The 16236-nt window shown below is 59.2% G+C and carries 15 protein-coding genes; 9 read left to right on the top strand and 6 right to left on the bottom strand.

The window, feature by feature from the left end:
• The first annotated feature begins 109 nt into the window (after positions 1 to 109).
• Positions 110 to 1027: a sugar phosphate isomerase/epimerase family protein gene (locus VSP_RS12705; RefSeq protein ID WP_009961036.1), complete on the top strand. Its 918-nt coding sequence runs from the start codon at positions 110 to 112 to the stop codon at positions 1025 to 1027.
• A gap of 104 nt (positions 1028 to 1131) precedes the next feature.
• Positions 1132 to 1605, top strand: a complete 474-nt coding sequence (locus VSP_RS12700; protein ID WP_009961035.1) for a DUF421 domain-containing protein — start codon at positions 1132 to 1134, stop codon at positions 1603 to 1605.
• A 72-nt stretch (positions 1606 to 1677) separates the two neighbouring features.
• On the opposite strand, the gene VSP_RS12695 is transcribed toward VSP_RS12700, so the two are convergent.
• Positions 1678 to 2055, bottom strand: a complete 378-nt coding sequence (locus tag VSP_RS12695; protein WP_029190398.1) for a GxxExxY protein — start codon at positions 2053 to 2055, stop codon at positions 1678 to 1680.
• A gap of 231 nt (positions 2056 to 2286) precedes the next feature.
• On the opposite strand from VSP_RS12695, the gene VSP_RS12690 reads away from it, so the two are divergent.
• Positions 2287 to 3522 (top strand): LL-diaminopimelate aminotransferase, encoded by a 1236-nt coding sequence (locus VSP_RS12690; protein WP_009961032.1) that lies wholly within the window; start codon positions 2287 to 2289, stop codon positions 3520 to 3522.
• Positions 3523 to 3650: 128 nt separating this feature from the next.
• On the opposite strand, the gene VSP_RS12685 is transcribed toward VSP_RS12690, so the two are convergent.
• Positions 3651 to 5012 (bottom strand): voltage-gated chloride channel family protein, encoded by a 1362-nt coding sequence (locus VSP_RS12685; protein ID WP_009961031.1) that lies wholly within the window; start codon positions 5010 to 5012, stop codon positions 3651 to 3653.
• A gap of 217 nt (positions 5013 to 5229) precedes the next feature.
• On the opposite strand from VSP_RS12685, the gene VSP_RS12680 reads away from it, so the two are divergent.
• From VSP_RS12680 to VSP_RS35175, 4 genes are all read left to right on the top strand, one after another.
• Complete coding sequence (locus VSP_RS12680) at positions 5230 to 6888, top strand: OpgD/OpgG family glucan biosynthesis protein (RefSeq protein ID WP_053332334.1); 1659 nt, start codon at positions 5230 to 5232, stop codon at positions 6886 to 6888.
• 62 nt (positions 6889 to 6950) lie between these two features.
• The gene (locus tag VSP_RS12675; RefSeq protein ID WP_157210862.1) at positions 6951 to 7565 is read left to right on the top strand and encodes a hypothetical protein; all 615 of its coding nucleotides are present in this window, start codon (positions 6951 to 6953) and stop codon (positions 7563 to 7565) included.
• A 23-nt stretch (positions 7566 to 7588) separates the two neighbouring features.
• Complete coding sequence (gene mdoH / locus VSP_RS35180) at positions 7589 to 9724, top strand: glucans biosynthesis glucosyltransferase MdoH (protein WP_044134323.1); 2136 nt, start codon at positions 7589 to 7591, stop codon at positions 9722 to 9724.
• 40 nt (positions 9725 to 9764) lie between these two features.
• Complete coding sequence (locus VSP_RS35175; protein ID WP_157210861.1) at positions 9765 to 10541, top strand: C40 family peptidase; 777 nt, start codon at positions 9765 to 9767, stop codon at positions 10539 to 10541.
• A gap of 115 nt (positions 10542 to 10656) precedes the next feature.
• Here VSP_RS35175 and VSP_RS39340 read toward each other — a convergent pair whose 3' ends face one another.
• The 4 genes from VSP_RS39340 to VSP_RS12645 all read right to left on the bottom strand — a co-directional run bounded on the left by VSP_RS39340 (position 10657) and on the right by VSP_RS12645 (position 14665).
• The gene (locus VSP_RS39340) at positions 10657 to 11925 is read right to left on the bottom strand and encodes a sensor histidine kinase (protein WP_009961026.1); all 1269 of its coding nucleotides are present in this window, start codon (positions 11923 to 11925) and stop codon (positions 10657 to 10659) included.
• 40 nt (positions 11926 to 11965) lie between these two features.
• Positions 11966 to 12673 carry a response regulator transcription factor gene (locus VSP_RS12655; RefSeq protein WP_009961024.1) on the bottom strand — a complete coding sequence of 236 codons (708 nt, stop codon included), beginning with the start codon at positions 12671 to 12673 and terminating at the stop codon, positions 11966 to 11968.
• Between the two features lie 96 nt (positions 12674 to 12769).
• Positions 12770 to 13879, bottom strand: a complete 1110-nt coding sequence (locus tag VSP_RS12650; protein WP_009961022.1) for a glycosyltransferase family 4 protein — start codon at positions 13877 to 13879, stop codon at positions 12770 to 12772.
• Between the two features lie 6 nt (positions 13880 to 13885).
• Positions 13886 to 14665 (bottom strand): glycosyltransferase family 2 protein, encoded by a 780-nt coding sequence (locus VSP_RS12645; protein ID WP_009961021.1) that lies wholly within the window; start codon positions 14663 to 14665, stop codon positions 13886 to 13888.
• A 149-nt stretch (positions 14666 to 14814) separates the two neighbouring features.
• On the opposite strand from VSP_RS12645, the gene VSP_RS12640 reads away from it, so the two are divergent.
• Together VSP_RS12640 and VSP_RS12635 are read left to right on the top strand one after the other, a co-directional pair.
• The gene (locus VSP_RS12640) at positions 14815 to 15321 is read left to right on the top strand and encodes a hypothetical protein (protein WP_009961020.1); all 507 of its coding nucleotides are present in this window, start codon (positions 14815 to 14817) and stop codon (positions 15319 to 15321) included.
• Between the two features lie 32 nt (positions 15322 to 15353).
• Positions 15354 to 16235 (top strand): CHAD domain-containing protein, encoded by an 882-nt coding sequence (locus tag VSP_RS12635; protein WP_009961019.1) that lies wholly within the window; start codon positions 15354 to 15356, stop codon positions 16233 to 16235.
• Position 16236 lies beyond the last annotated feature (1 nt).

Below are 16236 nucleotides of genomic sequence, written 5' to 3'. Positions count from 1 at the left end.
ACCTAAAAAATCTGCCCGCCACTAGATCACATGGCCAGCAGAACCTGTCACATATTGAGAGAAATCCGTACTTGCACCCCGTTGGGGATCGTTCCAATTCTGACGTTCCATGATCAAGCTCACCGGCATCGCAGACGAAGCAGGCGCGTCCCTCGACGTGCAAATCAAGGCCCACCAGGAATTGGGATGGGACAGCATTGAATCCCGGGTCATCGAGATCGACGGAGTGAAAGGCAACCTGCACGAGGTGCCCGAGGCCACCTTCGAGAAAGCTTGTGAAATCCTGACCGCCTCCAACATGAAGATCAGCGGTTTTGGCTCCATCATCGCCAACTGGGCTCACAAGATTGAGGACGACTTCTCCATCACCGAAGCCGAAATCGCCCGGGCCATCCCTCGCATGCAAAAGCTGGGCACCAAGCTGATCCGCGTCATGAGCTACGCGGTGCGCAAAGACGAGACCGGCAAGGATCTGGAGGACCAGATGGCCGACGAGCGCATCAAGCGCATGCGTGAAATCAACAAGCGCTTCAACGACGCTGGCCTGACCGTAGTACATGAAAACTGCATGAACTGGGGTGGCATGAGCGTGAGCTATGTGAACCGCATGAACGAAGCCGTTCCCGGCATCAAGTGGGTGTTCGACACCGGCAACCCCGTCTTCATCGACGACCGTGACCGTCCTGGCCAGAAGCAGGACGCATGGGAGATGTACCAGGCCATCAAGCCCCACATGGTGCACATCCACGTCAAAGACGGCCGCTGGAACAAAGAGAAGAACGATGCCGACTATACCTTCCCCGGTGAAGGCGACGGTCAGGTGGAGAAGATCCTCTCAGACGTAGTTGCCAGCGGTTACGATGGCTACATCAGCATCGAACCTCACGTGGCCGTGGTCTTCCACGGGGCAGGAGCCGCCGACGACCTCTCCCCTGAGGCCAAGGCGAAGGAGCAGTACGACAGCTACGTGAAGTATGGCCGCCAGCTCGAGACCCTCCTGAAGAAGGTGGGAGCCCAACTGGCGTGATCTGAAGTTCCTTCCGTCCCGCCCTGTTTTGCCTTTGGCCCATCCCATCGCGGGATGGGCGTTTTTTTGTTTTCTCAGGGCACGATTGTGGACATGCTGGTGACATGTGGTCCATCTCCCTGCCCTGGTGGGAATTCGTCGTCCGCGCTGCGGTGGTGTACGTGCTGGTGCTCCTCATGTTACGCGTCACCGGAAAGCGGCAAGTAGGACAGCTCGCGCCATTCGACCTCGTCCTGCTCCTGCTTCTTTCCAACGCAGTGCAAAACTCCATGAATGGAGGAGACAACTCCATCACCGGCGGCCTCGTCCTCGCTGGCACCTTGGTAGGCCTCAACTACCTCTTTGGCCTGGCCACTTTCAAAAGCCGCAAGCTGGAGACACTCATTGAAGGCAAACCTCAGGTCCTCATTCACAAGGGCCAGGTGGATGACGCAATCATGTCCGACGCCAAACTCACCCGGCACGAATTGGAACTCGCCCTCCGCCGCCACGGCTGCACCTCCCCAGGGGAAGTGCGGCTCGCGGTGCTGGAGAACAATGGGGAGATCAGCGTGGTGCAGAAGATGAAGGAAGAGTGAGAAAAAGGGTATGCGATGAAGAATTTACCACAGAGGGCACAGAGTTTCACAGAGTACTGAACAGCAGCCCCCTTAGTTCATGATCCTCCTTATCCCGTCATTTTTTAGGCTGGTTACATTAAAGTTTATCAACAGGCCCAACCGGATACCGCTAAGCTTCAAGTAAGACAGAAGTTGCGCCTGGTGGAGCGACGAGAGTTTTTCGACCGATTTCAGCTCCACTACAACGCAATCTTCAACGAGCAGGTCCAGCCGGTAGCCAACATCGAGTTGAACCTCATCATAAACGATCGGCAAGGCAACTTCAGCGAGAGTCTTAAGCCCGCCCTTTCTAAGCTCATAAGCCAGGCAAGCGGTGTAGGCCGACTCCAATAGACCCGGCCCGAGTCGGGTATGGACTTTCATTGCCGCACCGATCACCTTTGCCGTCACGGCGTTGAGCTGCTCCATAGGCCTTGTGGGGAACAATTGCGGTAAGGACGTCATGGCTTCCGGAATGAAAGGAAAGTCGGACACTCGTCCACAAAATAATGCAGTTCTGTAGCCAAAACTCTGTGAAATTCTGTGCCCTCTGTGGTTAAAAACCCACCATCTCCCCTCGGGCTTGGGACAGCTTCTAGAATCACTTGGCATTCTCTCATCCTTCGCTATTCTGCCTCCCCTCTATCACCCGCTCCCTACATGGCCCTCATCAACGAAAACTTCCTCAAGCTCAAGGCTGGCTATCTGTTCCCGGAAATCGCCCGCCGCGTCAAGGCCTTCACCGAAGGCAACCCGGAAGCCGCCCAACGCCTCATCCGCTGCGGCATCGGTGACGTGACCGAGGCCCTTCCCGAGGCCGTGCGCTACGCCATGCACGAGGCGGTGGATGAACTCGGCAATCGCTCCACCTTCAAGGGCTACGGTCCGGAACAGGGCTACGACTTCCTGCGCAACGCCATTGCCGACAACGACTACAAGGCCCGCGGCCTGCCGATCGAGGCGGATGAAATCTTCATCAGCGACGGCAGCAAGTGCGACACCGGCAACATCCTGGACATCTTCGGCCAGGGCAACACCATCGCCATCACCGACCCCGTGTACCCTGTGTACGTGGACACGAACGTCATGATCGGCAACACCGGAGAGGCAGACGAAAACGGCGCTTACGCAGGTCTTGTGTACCTGAAGTGCACGCCCGAGAACGGCTTCGTGCCCGACATTCCCCAGGAGAAAGCCGACCTGATCTACCTCTGCTACCCCAACAACCCCACCGGTGCCGTCGCCACCCGCCCCCAGCTTGAGGCATGGGTCAAGTATGCCCGCGAGAACGGCTCCGTGCTGCTTTACGACGCCGCCTACGAAGCCTTCATCCAGGATCCTACGATCCCTCACTCGATCTTTGAAATCGAAGGGGCTCGCGACTGTGCCATTGAGTTCCGTAGCTTCTCCAAGAACGGCGGATTCACCGGTGTGCGTTGCGCCTACGTGGTCATTCCCAAGTCCCTCATGGGCCGCAAGAAGAATGGCGAAGCCCAGGCCCTGCACCCGCTGTGGTCCCGCCGCCACAGCACCAAGTTCAATGGTGCCAGCTACATCGTCCAAAAGGGTGCCGAGGCTCTCTACACGGACGAAGGCAAGTCCCAGACGAAGGCTCTCATCGAGCACTACATGGGCAATGCCGCCCTGCTAGTGGAAGCCTGCAAGAACGCCGGACTCTCCGTGTTTGGGGGTGTCAACGCACCCTACGTATGGGTGGGCTGCCCCGCAGGCCTCACCAGCTGGCAGATGTTCGACAAGATGCTCAACGAAGCGAATGTGGTGATCACTCCTGGCAGCGGTTTCGGCAGCGCTGGCGAAGGATACTTCCGCATCAGCGCCTTCAACAGTCGCGCCAATGTGGAAGAAGTCTGCCGCCGTATCGCCGCGCTGAAGTAGTCTTTGCTGTCTTCCTATGGCCCTCAGGACCATAGGATTTTCTTCGGCCCGGTTCCTTGAACCGGGCCTTTTTTTGGCCCAATCGTCATGCGGCGACCATCGCCTGAGTTCGCGATGGCAACCGTTTCTCAGGACTTCGGCGGGGGCGGCTCCTCATCCTGTATCGCTCGCTTGTACCAATCCCGCAAGGTCACGTCTCCCTCGCCTGAGCCGTCCTGAATGGTTCCCTTGCCTACAGCGACGCGCTGTGAAAGGTAGATACCGGAATGCCCGCTGGCCATAAAGGCCACAAAGCAGGCGACGGCAAAATAGACCGCGTAGTGAGCACCAAAAAGTTCGATACCCATAAGCGTACACGCTAGCGGCGTATTCGCCGCACCGGCGAATACGGCAATGAACCCGAGCGCCGCAAACAGCCCGACCGGCTCCTGAAGCAGGGCTCCAATGGCATTTCCCAGTGTCGCGCCCACATAGAATAGCGGGGTCACCTCACCCCCTTTAAACCCGCTCCCCAGTGTCACGCTAGTGAACAACAGCTTGCCGAGCCAGCTCCAGCCAGACGCCCCACCAGGTTCGAAGGAAGACAAGATTGAAACAGCCCCACCCGGTGGCGCATGCACCCCCAACCCCAAGAAATCCCGGGTGCCAGTAAGTAATACGAGCCCGATGACGAGCAACCCGCCCAGCACCGGGCGAAGCGGGGCAAAGGGAAGCAACCTGGCAAAACAACGCTGCAATCCATGAGTCACTTCTGAAAACAGGCGGCTGGCCAGACCAAAGCAGATCGCAGAACCCGCCACCTTCACCAACAATACCGCTTGGAAAGCAGCGTGACTGCCTGCGCCAGGTGCGACATCCAGATGATAGATGGTGTGATGCACCCCCCAGGCGGAACAGGTGGCGTCACCTACAATGCTGGCGACCAGCACCGGGACCAGCGCTTCGTACTGGACCCGGCCCACCACCAACACTTCCATGGCAAAGACGGCACCGGCCAGCGGCGTACCAAAAACGGAACCGAAGCCAGCAGAGACTCCGCACATCAACATCATCCGGCGAGCGGCAGGGCCGAGCCGACACACGCGGGACAGCAGCGAGGCGAGGCTGCCGCCCATCTGCACGGCCGTCCCCTCCCGGCCAGCGGAGCCGCCGAAGAGATGGGAGACCAAGGTGCCGAACAACACCAACGGAGCCATGCGGCCTGGCACCCCTCCCCCAGGGGCGTGGATCTCCTCAAGGATCAGATTGTTTCCCTTGTCAGAACCTCTGCCCCAAAAATGGTAGAGCAGCCCCACCAGCAGCCCTCCCGCAGGCAGCGCCCACAACAACTGCGGGCGCTGCCACTGCATCGCGGTCGCCCAGTCCAGCGCCTTGAGAAACAAGGCGCTCGCGCTTCCAGCCAGCAAGGCCACCGGCAGCGCCAGGAGAATTCCTCTGAACAACGGGACAAACTCCGTCGCCCACTGACGCCCTGCACTGGTCACGCTCATGCCCCGCCACGGGATCCTTCAACCCGGATGTTTCCATTTTCCACCATGATACACACTGGATTCATTAGCTTGTGTCTAGGAATTAAACACGCGGACCATCTTCCGCAACCCGCGCAGTAATATCCATTTTGAACATGCCGCTTGGAACGCTTGACGGAAAAGGAAGTCGCGGCATTCTTGCCGCGCTTCCGCACCTTTTTCTGTGAAGCATCGCACTATGCATCGCCGTTACACTCTCGCAGGTCTGTGCTCGTTGGTCTTGTCGCTGCCCGCCGTGGCGCAAACTCCCGCCCCGGCACCCTCTCCAGCGCCTGCGCCCGCCCCGCAAGCCGCCCCCAGCCCGGCTCCAAATCCCGCGCCTGCGCCCGCTCCGGCCCCAGCGCCAGCCGTCCCGGTGGAGGTGGCTCCATCCCCTGTCGCGGGCATCCCGTCGATCCGCACCTATCTCGACCTGGAGGCGTACGCCTCTCAGCTGGCGCAGAAGCCCTATGTGGCTCCCGCCATGAAGCTGGACCCGTTTTTCGAAGGATTGAAATACGACGGCCATCGCCAGATCCGCTTCAAACCCGAAAAAGCTCTCTATGGCGATGTGGATCACTCCTACAAGGTGGAGTTTTTCCACCCAGGCTGGATGTTCCGGAAGCCCGTCGAATATTTTCAGATCGATGCGGGTCAGCCCACTTTCATTCCTTTCGACAAAACGCTCTTTAATTACGGTGATCTGAAGGTCCCTGATCAGGCGATCTACCCGAACGGCTACAGCGGCATGCGTCTCCTGGCCCCTGACACGCTGCTCGACAAGCGTTTTGAGTTCATGGTTTTCATGGGTGCCAGCTATTTCCGCGCCGTCACAACCAAGCAAGGCTGGGGACTCTCCGCCCGCGGTCTGGCCATCAACACCGTTGGTGGTGAACCAGAAGAATTCCCTGACTTCACTCACTTCTGGTTCCTTACCCCCAAGCCGGGTGACAAGATCTTCCACTTCTACGCCCTCCTCAACGGTCCCAGCGTAACCGGTGCCTACGAGTTCGAAATCGAACCTGGCGAAACAACGGTCATGCGAATCAGCGGCTCCATCTTCCTGCGCAAGGTCGTGAAGCTCTTGGGTCTGGCACCTTTCTCCAGCATGTTCTGGTACGGGGAAAACACCCACCCAAAACCCCTCGACTTCCGCCCAGAGGTGCACGATTCCGATGGTCTGCTCATCGAGCAGGCTCACGCTCCCACCTTGTGGAGACCCTTGGACAACGGCCGGGAACTTCGCCACAGCGTCTTCGCGATCGAAGGCATCAAGGGCTTTGGCCTGCAAAAGCGTGACCGCGAGTTCAAGAATTTCGAGGACCTTGAGGCCCGCTACCATGAGCGCGTCGCGGTGTGGGTCGAGCCGATCGAAGGATTCGGCCGTGGCAAACTGCACTTGATTGAAATCCCCACCGGAGAGGAGACCTGGGACAACGTGGTCACCCTCTGGGAGCCGGATATCTTCCCCACTTCCACCGAACCTCTCCGCTTTGCCTACAAGCTCAACTGGCTGAAGGAGCACGAACACTCGCTCGCCAAGGTGACCGCCAGCCGCTGGGGTGAGGGCGTTGCCACCACAGAAGTCCTGAACGACTTCGTGTTCGTCCTGGACTTCACGAAGGGCCCCGTCCCTGCCAACAAGCCACAAGGCTGGGTGCCGGACGTGGCTGTGAACATCCAGGGCGATGCCAAGGTGCTCGACAAACGCGTCATGGCCAATCCAGAGACCGGCGGCTGGCGTGCATTCTTCAAGCTCGATATTCCACCCACCACGAAGTTGCTGGAAATCACCTGTGATCTCCTCGACGACAAAAATCCCATTTCCGAGCGCTGGAACTACCAATGGCGTCGATAGTAGAATAAGCTGCTGCGGGTTTGCGTCTGTATCAACTCTCCGGCCCGCGGCCCCGTTCTTCCATGTCGCTATCTGATTTTCAATCCGCCCTCCCCATGGAGGCCGTCACCATTCACTTCGCGCCCAAGACGGGTTCGGAAGAGGAATGGAACGAGGCCTACGCCCGGCTGGCTGACTACTTCCGGTCCTTCCGGCTGCACAACCGCATCCGGAGGACTCAACTCATCCTGGAGACTCTCCGCCGTGCGGCAGATGCTCACGAGACAGATCCCAAGCGGACTCCAACTGCCCACGCCATCGAGCAGGCCCGTCTCATGCTGCGCGAGTGGCTGGGGCAGATCTATGAGGGCATGGAGCTGACAGAATCCCAAATCGAAGGTTCAGGCCGCCTCGGCTTTCACCTTTGCGATGGGCCCACCCGCTGGCCCCATTTCTTTATCGACCGGGACAACCTTCCGCCAGACATGGCTGAGGCCATGCGCTCTGCCATTCGGGCCTCCGGCCCCCGTCTCCAGGTCTCCAAGATGACCCCCCGCCCAATCGACCTTGGGTTGTTTGGTGACGAGGAGGAAGATGAGACCGACCGTCGTCCCTTCGCTTTCGTCCGCTATTTCGTGTTGTTGTTGTTTGTGGCCGCCGTCCTTACAGCAGTTTACCGGTTGACCATCGACAAATGAGCACCCCCGCCGTTAACCCGCCCATGGGTAGCCGCACCGCGCAACTTGCATCTCATGCAGGTTTGCCCTCCGTCACGACTTCGCGGATGCGCCGGGCCACGTTTTTCTCCTTCGTCTTCCTGGGTACCGTCATTGGCATCTGGCTGCTTTTCCTCATGCTACAGGTGGATGGCCTGGCGTGGTATGAATTGGGTATCATCATCGTCTTCATCCCGCTCTACTATCAGCTCAATGTCGGCTTTTGGACGGCTTTGATCGGGGTGTGGATCATGAACCGGGCCAAGCCCGATCCCATCGACCTCTTCCGCACCATCACCAAGGATGACATCGACGCCCCGCTCCACGCCACCACGGCCATCATCATCCCCGTGTACAACGAAGACGTCACCCGCGTCTTCGAGGGTCTCCGCGCTGTTTACAATTCTCTGAATAAAACCGGCAGGCTGGAACACTTCGACTTTTTCATCCTGAGTGACTCCGACGATTCCAACAAATGGATCGAGGAAGAAACCGGCTGGCTGGAACTTTGCCGCCAGCTCAATGCCTTTGGCCGCATATTCTACCGCAAGCGTCGCACCCCCATCAACCGCAAGAGCGGCAACGTCAGCGACTTCTGCCGCCGCTGGGGCAAGCGCTATCGGTACATGATCGTGTTTGATGCGGACAGCGTCATGAGCGGATCACTCATGGTGAACATGGTTCGCCTCATGGAGAAGAACCCGGGCGTGGGCATCCTCCAGACCTTCCCCAAGCAGATCGGGGCAGACACGTTCCTGGGTCGTGTGATGCAGTTTGCGCAGGCGCTCTACGGTCCCGCTTTCATTGCGGGGCTCAACTACTGGCAATGCGGTGAGGCGAACTTCTGGGGTCACAACGCCATCATCCGTCTCGCGCCGTTCATTGAATACTGCGCTCTGCCGCCACTCCCGGCCAAGGTGCCCTTTGGCGGCCACATCATGAGCCATGACTTTGTGGAAGCAGCGCTCATGCGTAAGGCCGGCTATGCCGTGCGCCTCATTCCCACCGATCACGGGAGCTATGAGGAAGGCCCTCCCACGCTCATTGACATGCTCAAGCGTGACCGTCGCTGGTGCTTGGGGAACATGCAGCACTTCTGGCTGCTCTTCGCCCGCGGCTGGCACCCCATCAGCCGGCTAAACTTCTTCCATGGCATCATGAGCTACGTGAGCTCACCGCTGTGGCTGATCTTCCTCGTTCTGGGCACCATCATGGCTGGCATGGGGGAGGGAGTAATGGGGCAGCAGGCCAGTTTTGCGGGTCAACTCCTTTTGGGGCTCACCCTCATGTTCATCTTCCTGCCGAAGACTGTGATCGTGATGGATGAGGTGGTCACAGGACGCCTCTTCAAGCCGTTCCGCCTTCGCATGCTCACCGCCTTCAGCAGCCTGCTTGATACCCTGCTGTTCACCTTCATGGCCCCCGTGATGATGATCTTCCACAGCAAGTTTGTGATGAAGACCATCCTGGGTCAGGGGGTTAGCTGGGTGGCACAGCGCCGGAAATTGGGCTCCGGCATTGACTGGCGGGAGCCGATTCTTACGTTTGGGGGTACCTCCCTCCTGGGGGTTGCCTGGGGCATTCTGGCCTTTTTCATCTCCTCAAACTTCCTGCTTTGGATCAGTCCGGTGCTGCTTGCCCTTGTGGTGGCCATTCCCTTTGCCATCATGACCTCCAGCAATCGCTCCCTCCAGCGGTTTGGTCTGTTCCTCACACCTGAGGAATTGCACCCTCCGCCAGTGCTTCAGTCCTTGAACCAACACCTCAAGGAAGTGAAAGATCGCCCGAAGATGCAGCCCGAAATGGAACAGCGCTACGGCCTGATCCAGGTGTGTCTGGATCCGTATGTGAACGGTCTGCATGTGAGCCTGCTCCGCCGCAGAAAGCACCCGCACCACTCCCGCGAATATTTCGCCTACCTGGCGCAGAAGCTGGTCACCCAGGGGCCCAATTCCCTCAGCTCGAAAGAACTGGTGGCGGTGCTCTACGATCAGGACACGGTCACCCACCTGCACTACCAGCTCTGGTCAGCGGCTGATGAAAACCTCGCACCGTTTTGGCGGCTGGCCATCCGGCAGTACAACCTCGTGGCCCCGAATCCCTTCACCCATCTGCTTGCACAGAAGGAAGTGACGGCTTGAGCCCGGCGCGATCGTCTGGTAGCATCCCCGTATGCACCCCGTGACGTCTTCCACCTGCCTGGCATGCCTGCTGGCAGGTCTGCTATCCGCTCCGGTCCTGCGTGCCCAGGATTCCGCCAGCATCAACACACTTCCCATTCCCCCTCTGCCCACCGCAGCCCCAAGGGCCAAGGTTCCAGAGCCCTCGGAGATGACGGCGACTGCCAAACCTGCGGAGTCGGCCAAGGCGGCGCATGTTGCCACCCTCTCCCCCAATGAGATCGAAGGGTTCGATGCCTATCCCGCACCGCTTCAGACCCTCATCACTGAGGCCCTGGCGCTCACTAAGCTCAATCTCCGCTACCAATTTGGCTCTGCGGACCCCAAATCCGGTGGCATGGACTGCTCAGGAACCATCTATCACCTGCTGCACAAGCTGGGCGTTTCCGATGTGCCCCGGCAGTCCAGTGAAGTGTGTGATTGGACGATGCGCCAGAGCATGCTGTACCGGACAGAGCATGTGGGAAACCTCAAAGATCCCGCCTTCACCGCACTCAAGCCCGGAGATCTGCTCTTCTGGACCGGAACCTATGAGTCCAATGCCCCCCGCTCCACACCGGTCACCCATGTGATGATCTACTTCGGCAAGCGCAAGGAGAACGGCAAGCCCGTCATCTTTGGTGCCAGCGATGGCCGCTCCTTTGATGGCGAGCGCCAAAACGGTGTCAGCGTCTTTGACTTCCCCCTTCCGAAGGCTGGCAGCCCTGCGGAGTTTTACGGTTATGCCCCACTGCCCAGCGCGGCATGGGAGAAGATCCGGAGCGGAAAGTCACGGTAATTCGGAATCACAGGCCACCGTACACGCCGCTGAGCCGCCACCTCCCACTCGCAGGTGAGAGCGGTTCCCAACGGCTGCCCGCAATACTGCTGAGTTCAGCCAGGATCTCCCACCGTCATCCATTCGCCGTCAGCATGGCAGGGGTGCCCTGCCCGGCCCCTTCTGTGTTCGCTAGTTCTCCACCTTTGCGCGGGATGCGGATCGTGAAGACGGTCTCAATCCCGGGCCGGCTGTGCAGCGTGATGGTGCCACGGTGGGCCTCCACCGCCCGCTTCACGATGGAGAGACCAAGGCCAGTGCCTTTGATCTCCTGGGAGTGATGGCGGGCCACCCGGTAGAAACGTTTGAAGACAAACGGCAGGTCGGCATGGGGAATACCCACGCCATTGTCACGCACCTGGATCTCCGAGGACTCCACTTCCTGGCGCAGTCTGATCACCACCTCCAGCCCTTTGGCCAGGTTTTCTTTGAGCGCATTGCTCACCAAGTTGAAAAGGATCTGATCCCAATAGTACCGGTCCCCAGAAATCACCGCAGAGCCTTCCTCCATATCCAGCGTTACACAGGCTTCCTTGCTCTGAATCACGGGACTGAGCCGGTGCACGACATCCTGGGCACAGGCGCGGAAGTCGAACTCCTCCGCTCTCACCGCATCATGCTCACCCGATTCCATGCGGCTGATCACCAGCAGGTCCTCCACAGTGGAAGCCAGGCGGTCGCCATGCTTTTTCATCACCGTGTAGGCGCGCTTCGCCTCTTCTGGAGTCTCGATGTCCCCTTCGACCAAATTTTCGAGATACCCGTTGATGATGGAAAGCGGCGTACGCAGTTCATGCGAGGCATTTGCCACGAAGTCCTTGCGAATCTTCTCCAGGGCATGCTTGTCCGTCTCATCCCGCAGCACCATCAGAAGTGCACCATCCATCTCTGTGGGCATGGTGGCCCGCAGGGAAAGCACCTCCACAGAATAGACACGATCCTCGATCGTTTTGGACTGGCCGCTCATGGCCACCAGGAACTCCTCCTTCATCCGGGTCCCCTTCTCGGCCGCAGTGGCTACCAGCTCAACTATGCGATGATCCCGCACGCACTCCAGCAGAGTGCGCCCCACCGGCTCTGACACCGGCTGAAAGAACCGCATGGCACCGCGGTTCACGAAAATAACCTTGAGCTCGGGGCTGACGATGAACAACCCATCGTCAATGCCGTCCACCAGCTGGTGAAGCATTTCCGCCCTGCGTTGATTACGCTGCACAAAGCCCTCTTCCACCTTCAGCTTGTTCATCAGGTCTGCTTCCAGCTCACGCACGTGAATCCGAGACCGCAGCCACAACCAGCCGCACACCAGCAACGTAAACAGCACCCCGATGGCAAAAGCGGTCATTCGAGCGGTAAGGGCCAGGGTGCCAAGAGCGATGCCAGGACTAAACGGCAACCGCCACCGGCGAAGGTTCCTTGAAGATGTAGCCAAAGCCACGAGACGTTTGCAGCCACTCGGCATGCTCACCCAGTTTCTCACGCAGGCGTTTCACGTGGGTATCCAGCGTGCGCGTCCGCACCTGCTCGGTATATCCCCACACTTCACGCAGAATGAAGTCGCGCTCCACCACCTCGCCTTTCCGGCTGGCGAGCAGGTGCAGCAGCTTGAACTCCAGAAGCGTCAGATCCATGGGCTGCCCCCCCAGATTCAACTTCACTCCAGAGAGATCAAATTCGAATGGCCCCTCTTTCAGCTCGGATCCAGAGCCCACCGTGGCAGCCCGCCGCAACAACGCCTGCACCCGCAGCACCAGTTCTTTGGGGCTGAAGGGCTTTGACAGATAATCATCCGCCCCGCGTTCCAGGCCGGCGATGCGGTCCTGAGTCTGCCCCTTGGCAGTGAGCATGATCACCGGAATGTGGCGGGTGCTCTCGTCCTCCCGCAATTCCTGGCAGACACCAAAGCCATCCCGGCCCGGCATCATCACGTCCAGCACGATGGCATCGGGCTTGCGTCTTCTTACTTGGGCCAGCGTCTGCAGCCCGTCCGCCGCCTCGACAGTGTCATATCCAGCCCGTCGGAGATTCATCCCGACGAGTTCGCGAACATCTTCTTCGTCGTCCGCGATGAGAATGAGTGATTTGTCAGACATAGGAGTGTTGGGGTATCCCCTTGAATGTGACGGATTCGTCGAGCTCAACAAACCTGCGAGTGTGACAAGATCGTCACCCCGGCCTAACATCTGACACTAGTCCATTTTTTCAATCAGGAGCATCCACTTTCGCACATGCGCCTCCCAGGTGAGAGGCTCAACGGTCGCCCGTGCCGCCTCTCCCAAGGCAATGCGATCCCCTTCGGACAGCCCCAGGGCCCGCCCCACCACGGCTCCAATGGCAGCCGGATCCCCAGGCTGCCCCAGGAGCAGTCCATTGCGCCCCTCCTCCAGAAGATCAATGACCCCATCATGCACGGAAATCAGTCCCGGAAGGCCGCACGCCATGCTCTGCAAGACCGTATTGGCACAAGCGTCGTACTGTGTCGGGTGAATGAACCAGTCAGCCGCTTGATAAATCAGGGCCACGTTTGACTGCGGGGCCATGGTTTTGACCCGTTCCCCTAGACCATGCCGGGCAATCAGTGCCCGGTAGTGGGCATTCAGAGGCTTGCCCACGATCCACAAATCAGCATCCACGCCACGCCACGCCTCCAAAAGCGGGTCCAGCCCTTTGCGCCGATGGCTTAGGGAAACAAAGAGAAAGGCCGGTCGGTCGGGATCGCTTCCCAGCTGTTTGCAGACAGCCGCCTTCACAGCCGCCCGGTCTGCCGCAGGCTGAAAGCGCGCGGTGTCCACCGCCGTGTGGATCACCTGGAACTGGTCGGCAGGCGTGCCATAGAGCTCCTGCAACTGGCCCGCCACCTGTGCGGAGTTCACGACAAACTGGCGGGTCCTCCCTGAGGTGTACAGCTGCCGCTCCAGCTTTAGTTCGAGGAGATTCTTCAGGGACCACCGTTTCCACGGCGGAAGCAGGCGGGAGTACACCGCGTGGCATCCGCCCCCGGCGCGATGCAGGTCATGGGTGGTGGTGCGGCCAAATCCAATAGTGACCGAAACCGGAAGCTCGCCCGCCAGGCGGGAGGCTTCCCGCTCGAACTGCCACATCCGCAGCAAAGGAGAACCCCGCAAAAGGGGCACCTGATGAACCTGAGCCCCCAACTCCTTCTCGAGTGCGGGGTGAATCTCCCCCGCCACCACATCCAGCTCATGCCCGGCCGCTTTCAGCCTGAGCGCAAACTCCATGAGGTAGCCCTCCAGGCCACCACGTGGAACAAACTGATGATAGATGAGGGCGATGCGCATGATGAACTATTGTCGGGGTGGCGATTGCGATCCCACCTCGTCTTCATACTTCCGGCTGTAGCGCACAAATGCAAAGAAAGACGTGGCCACCGCAATCCAGAACCCTGGAAAGCCGTCCAGAAATCCCCTGCGCAGGATGTAGGCACGAACAAACCGCCACCAGGGTCGGAAAACATTGGATGCCAGAGACCAGCGCTTGCCTTCGGCCTTTTGCCGTTCGAGGAACACATCTGCGAAGCCGTTGATCTTGTCCACGTAGCGGCTCATGTTCGGGAAGGAGAAGTGATGCAGATCCCCCTTCAGATGCACGGTGGGCCCGCCCAGTTCGATGTAATCATGCTCCGGGCTGCCCGCCCATCGCGAGCCCTCCCGCTTGAACAACCTGAGTTTCCGGTCTGGGTACCAGTCGCCATGCGTGATCCACCTGCCCAGGAACCACACCTTGCGGTTGCAGACGCCACCATCAAAGCGGATCGCCTCACCCGACTGGAAGAACTCAAAAATACTGGCCCGCAGTTCGGGTGAGAGCTCCTCATCGCAATCCAACGCCAGCACCCAGGGGCGTGTACACAAACTGAGCGCCACATTCTTTTGATCCCGATGCCCCAGCCAATCCTGGTGCACCACCCGCGCTCCATAGGACTCGGCAATCTCCCGGGTCCGGTCTTTGGAGCCAGAATCCACCAGCACGATCTCCTCAGCAAGATCTGCGGCACTGGCCAGGCATCGGCCGAGATTGGCTTCTTCGTTAAAAGAAATGATGGAAAGAGACAGGGGGAGCGGCATCCAGTTCAGCGGAAAAGTTCGATGCTCATGTGTCCGACAAATTTCCTGACCGCGCAACCCGTCAGAAGGCATTTGCATTTGCATGCAAAGCTAAATATGTGCTAAGAGTTTCTCTTGCCGCACGTCTCTGCTTCGTTATAGTTATTATAATGGACATTCTCCTGAACAATCCAGTATCACACGGTTACCTCTCCAACGAGGTACCCCACCATATCCGGGGACGGTTGTGGGTGATCGGTTGTTCAGAACCCGTCATCGTCGAGCTTCGGGGTAATTTCCTCCGCGACATTGCAGGGTGCCGCATCAGTTTCTTCAATCCCTTTCCTGAGCCCAGTCTGGAAGACACGCTTGCAATGCATTCGCATCAGACGGGGACGGCTGGCGAGATGTCCGCCTCCCGACGCGTCAGCCAGCTCTGGCAGAGAAGCTGCCGACCGAGCCACCCGTGTTTCGTTTTCGACAACTCCACGCTCAAAAACATGCTGCTGCTGGAGTGGTTCAATCCCCAAGGCCAGCGGGTTCTCATCCGCGCCTGCCACTGGCAAGTTGGCGTTTCTGACAGACGCTGGGAGTTGACCGAAGCCCAGGAGATGGCACACATACGGGCCACCCGCATTCAGAGACGTCAGTTCCTGCTGACTCGGGAAGGGCGTTAGCCTGACTTATCCGGTGGGCCACCGCTCCGGCAATGCAGCCGCTCACACCCGTGATCGCCCGGTGCTCCACTTCTGAAAAAGCTCATGCCGCCCCACCTGAGGCTGCGGTGTGGCTGAAGCGTCTCCTCGTGCATATGGCCACGCTTGCGGAGCAGGATACCCGCCGGGTACGGACTCAGCCGGACACCGCCATCCATGCGCTTCGCAAACGCATGAAAAAACTCTTTGCTCTCCTGCGTCTCGCCCGCCCCGCCCTGTCCGTCGAGCAATTTGCCACGCTAAAGGGGGCGATCCGGAATCTAAAACGCACTGTCGCCACCCAGCGAGATCAGGTGGTGATGGACGAACTCTTGAAATCGCTCGACCAGGACGGACTCTGCCCCAAGGATGCGGACGGCCGAAAAATCCGCCGCAAATCTGTCCGCCCTGCCGTGGTGACCGAGCCCCCCATGGAACAACTCACCCGGCAGTCATCCAGTTTGACAGACCGACTGGGACGGCTGCGACTGTTTTCCCTTTCCTGGGAAACCGTGGCTGAAGCCTATGCAAAGACTTACCGCAAAGGGCACAAAGCTTTCGAACGGAGCCACAAGGATACCGGCACGGAGGCACTGCACTCTTGGCGGAAGGCCGTCAAAGACCACTACTACCAGACCCTGGCGCTCCACGCGTGGCTGGGCCACCCCCGTCGGTTGCGACGCACCCGCAGGCTCAGTTCCCTGCTCGGCAAGGTGCATGACATTGACGTCTTCGTCCGCACCCAGGGGGTTGATGAGCCAACTCACACGCTCCTTGAGAAGAAACGGGAGAAGCTGCTGTCTAAGATCCAGAGAAAGGCCGCACGCGTGTACGCCAGATCTCCCCATGAAATGGAGGAAAAGGTGAAGACTCTTCTGCCGGAACTGGAAGCTTGAG

Source organism: Verrucomicrobium spinosum DSM 4136 = JCM 18804 (assembly GCF_000172155.1).
Taxonomy (GTDB): domain Bacteria; phylum Verrucomicrobiota; class Verrucomicrobiia; order Verrucomicrobiales; family Verrucomicrobiaceae; genus Verrucomicrobium; species Verrucomicrobium spinosum.
The sequence above is the reverse complement of the archived record's forward strand: the minus strand, read 5'-3'. Positions and strand labels throughout refer to the sequence as shown.

Bases quoted from the DNA above. Each gene is read 5' to 3' on its own strand.
- VSP_RS39340 (WP_009961026.1), bottom strand. From the start codon at position 11,925: ATGACCGCTTTTGCCATCGGGGTGCTGTTTACGTTGCTGGTGTGCGGC.
- VSP_RS12705 (WP_009961036.1), top strand. From the start codon at position 110: ATGATCAAGCTCACCGGCATCGCAGACGAAGCAGGCGCGTCCCTCGAC.
- VSP_RS12695 (WP_029190398.1), bottom strand. From the start codon at position 2,055: ATGGAGCAGCTCAACGCCGTGACGGCAAAGGTGATCGGTGCGGCAATG.
- VSP_RS12675 (WP_157210862.1), top strand. From the start codon at position 6,951: ATGTCGCTATCTGATTTTCAATCCGCCCTCCCCATGGAGGCCGTCACC.
- VSP_RS12650 (WP_009961022.1), bottom strand. From the start codon at position 13,879: ATGCGCATCGCCCTCATCTATCATCAGTTTGTTCCACGTGGTGGCCTG.
- VSP_RS12655 (WP_009961024.1), bottom strand. From the start codon at position 12,673: ATGTCTGACAAATCACTCATTCTCATCGCGGACGACGAAGAAGATGTT.
- VSP_RS12645 (WP_009961021.1), bottom strand. From the start codon at position 14,665: ATGCCGCTCCCCCTGTCTCTTTCCATCATTTCTTTTAACGAAGAAGCC.
- VSP_RS12635 (WP_009961019.1), top strand. From the start codon at position 15,354: ATGCAGCCGCTCACACCCGTGATCGCCCGGTGCTCCACTTCTGAAAAA.
- VSP_RS12640 (WP_009961020.1), top strand. From the start codon at position 14,815: ATGGACATTCTCCTGAACAATCCAGTATCACACGGTTACCTCTCCAAC.
- mdoH (WP_044134323.1), top strand. From the start codon at position 7,589: ATGGGTAGCCGCACCGCGCAACTTGCATCTCATGCAGGTTTGCCCTCC.
- VSP_RS12700 (WP_009961035.1), top strand. From the start codon at position 1,132: ATGTGGTCCATCTCCCTGCCCTGGTGGGAATTCGTCGTCCGCGCTGCG.
- VSP_RS12690 (WP_009961032.1), top strand. From the start codon at position 2,287: ATGGCCCTCATCAACGAAAACTTCCTCAAGCTCAAGGCTGGCTATCTG.
- VSP_RS12680 (WP_053332334.1), top strand. From the start codon at position 5,230: ATGCATCGCCGTTACACTCTCGCAGGTCTGTGCTCGTTGGTCTTGTCG.
- VSP_RS12685 (WP_009961031.1), bottom strand. From the start codon at position 5,012: ATGAGCGTGACCAGTGCAGGGCGTCAGTGGGCGACGGAGTTTGTCCCG.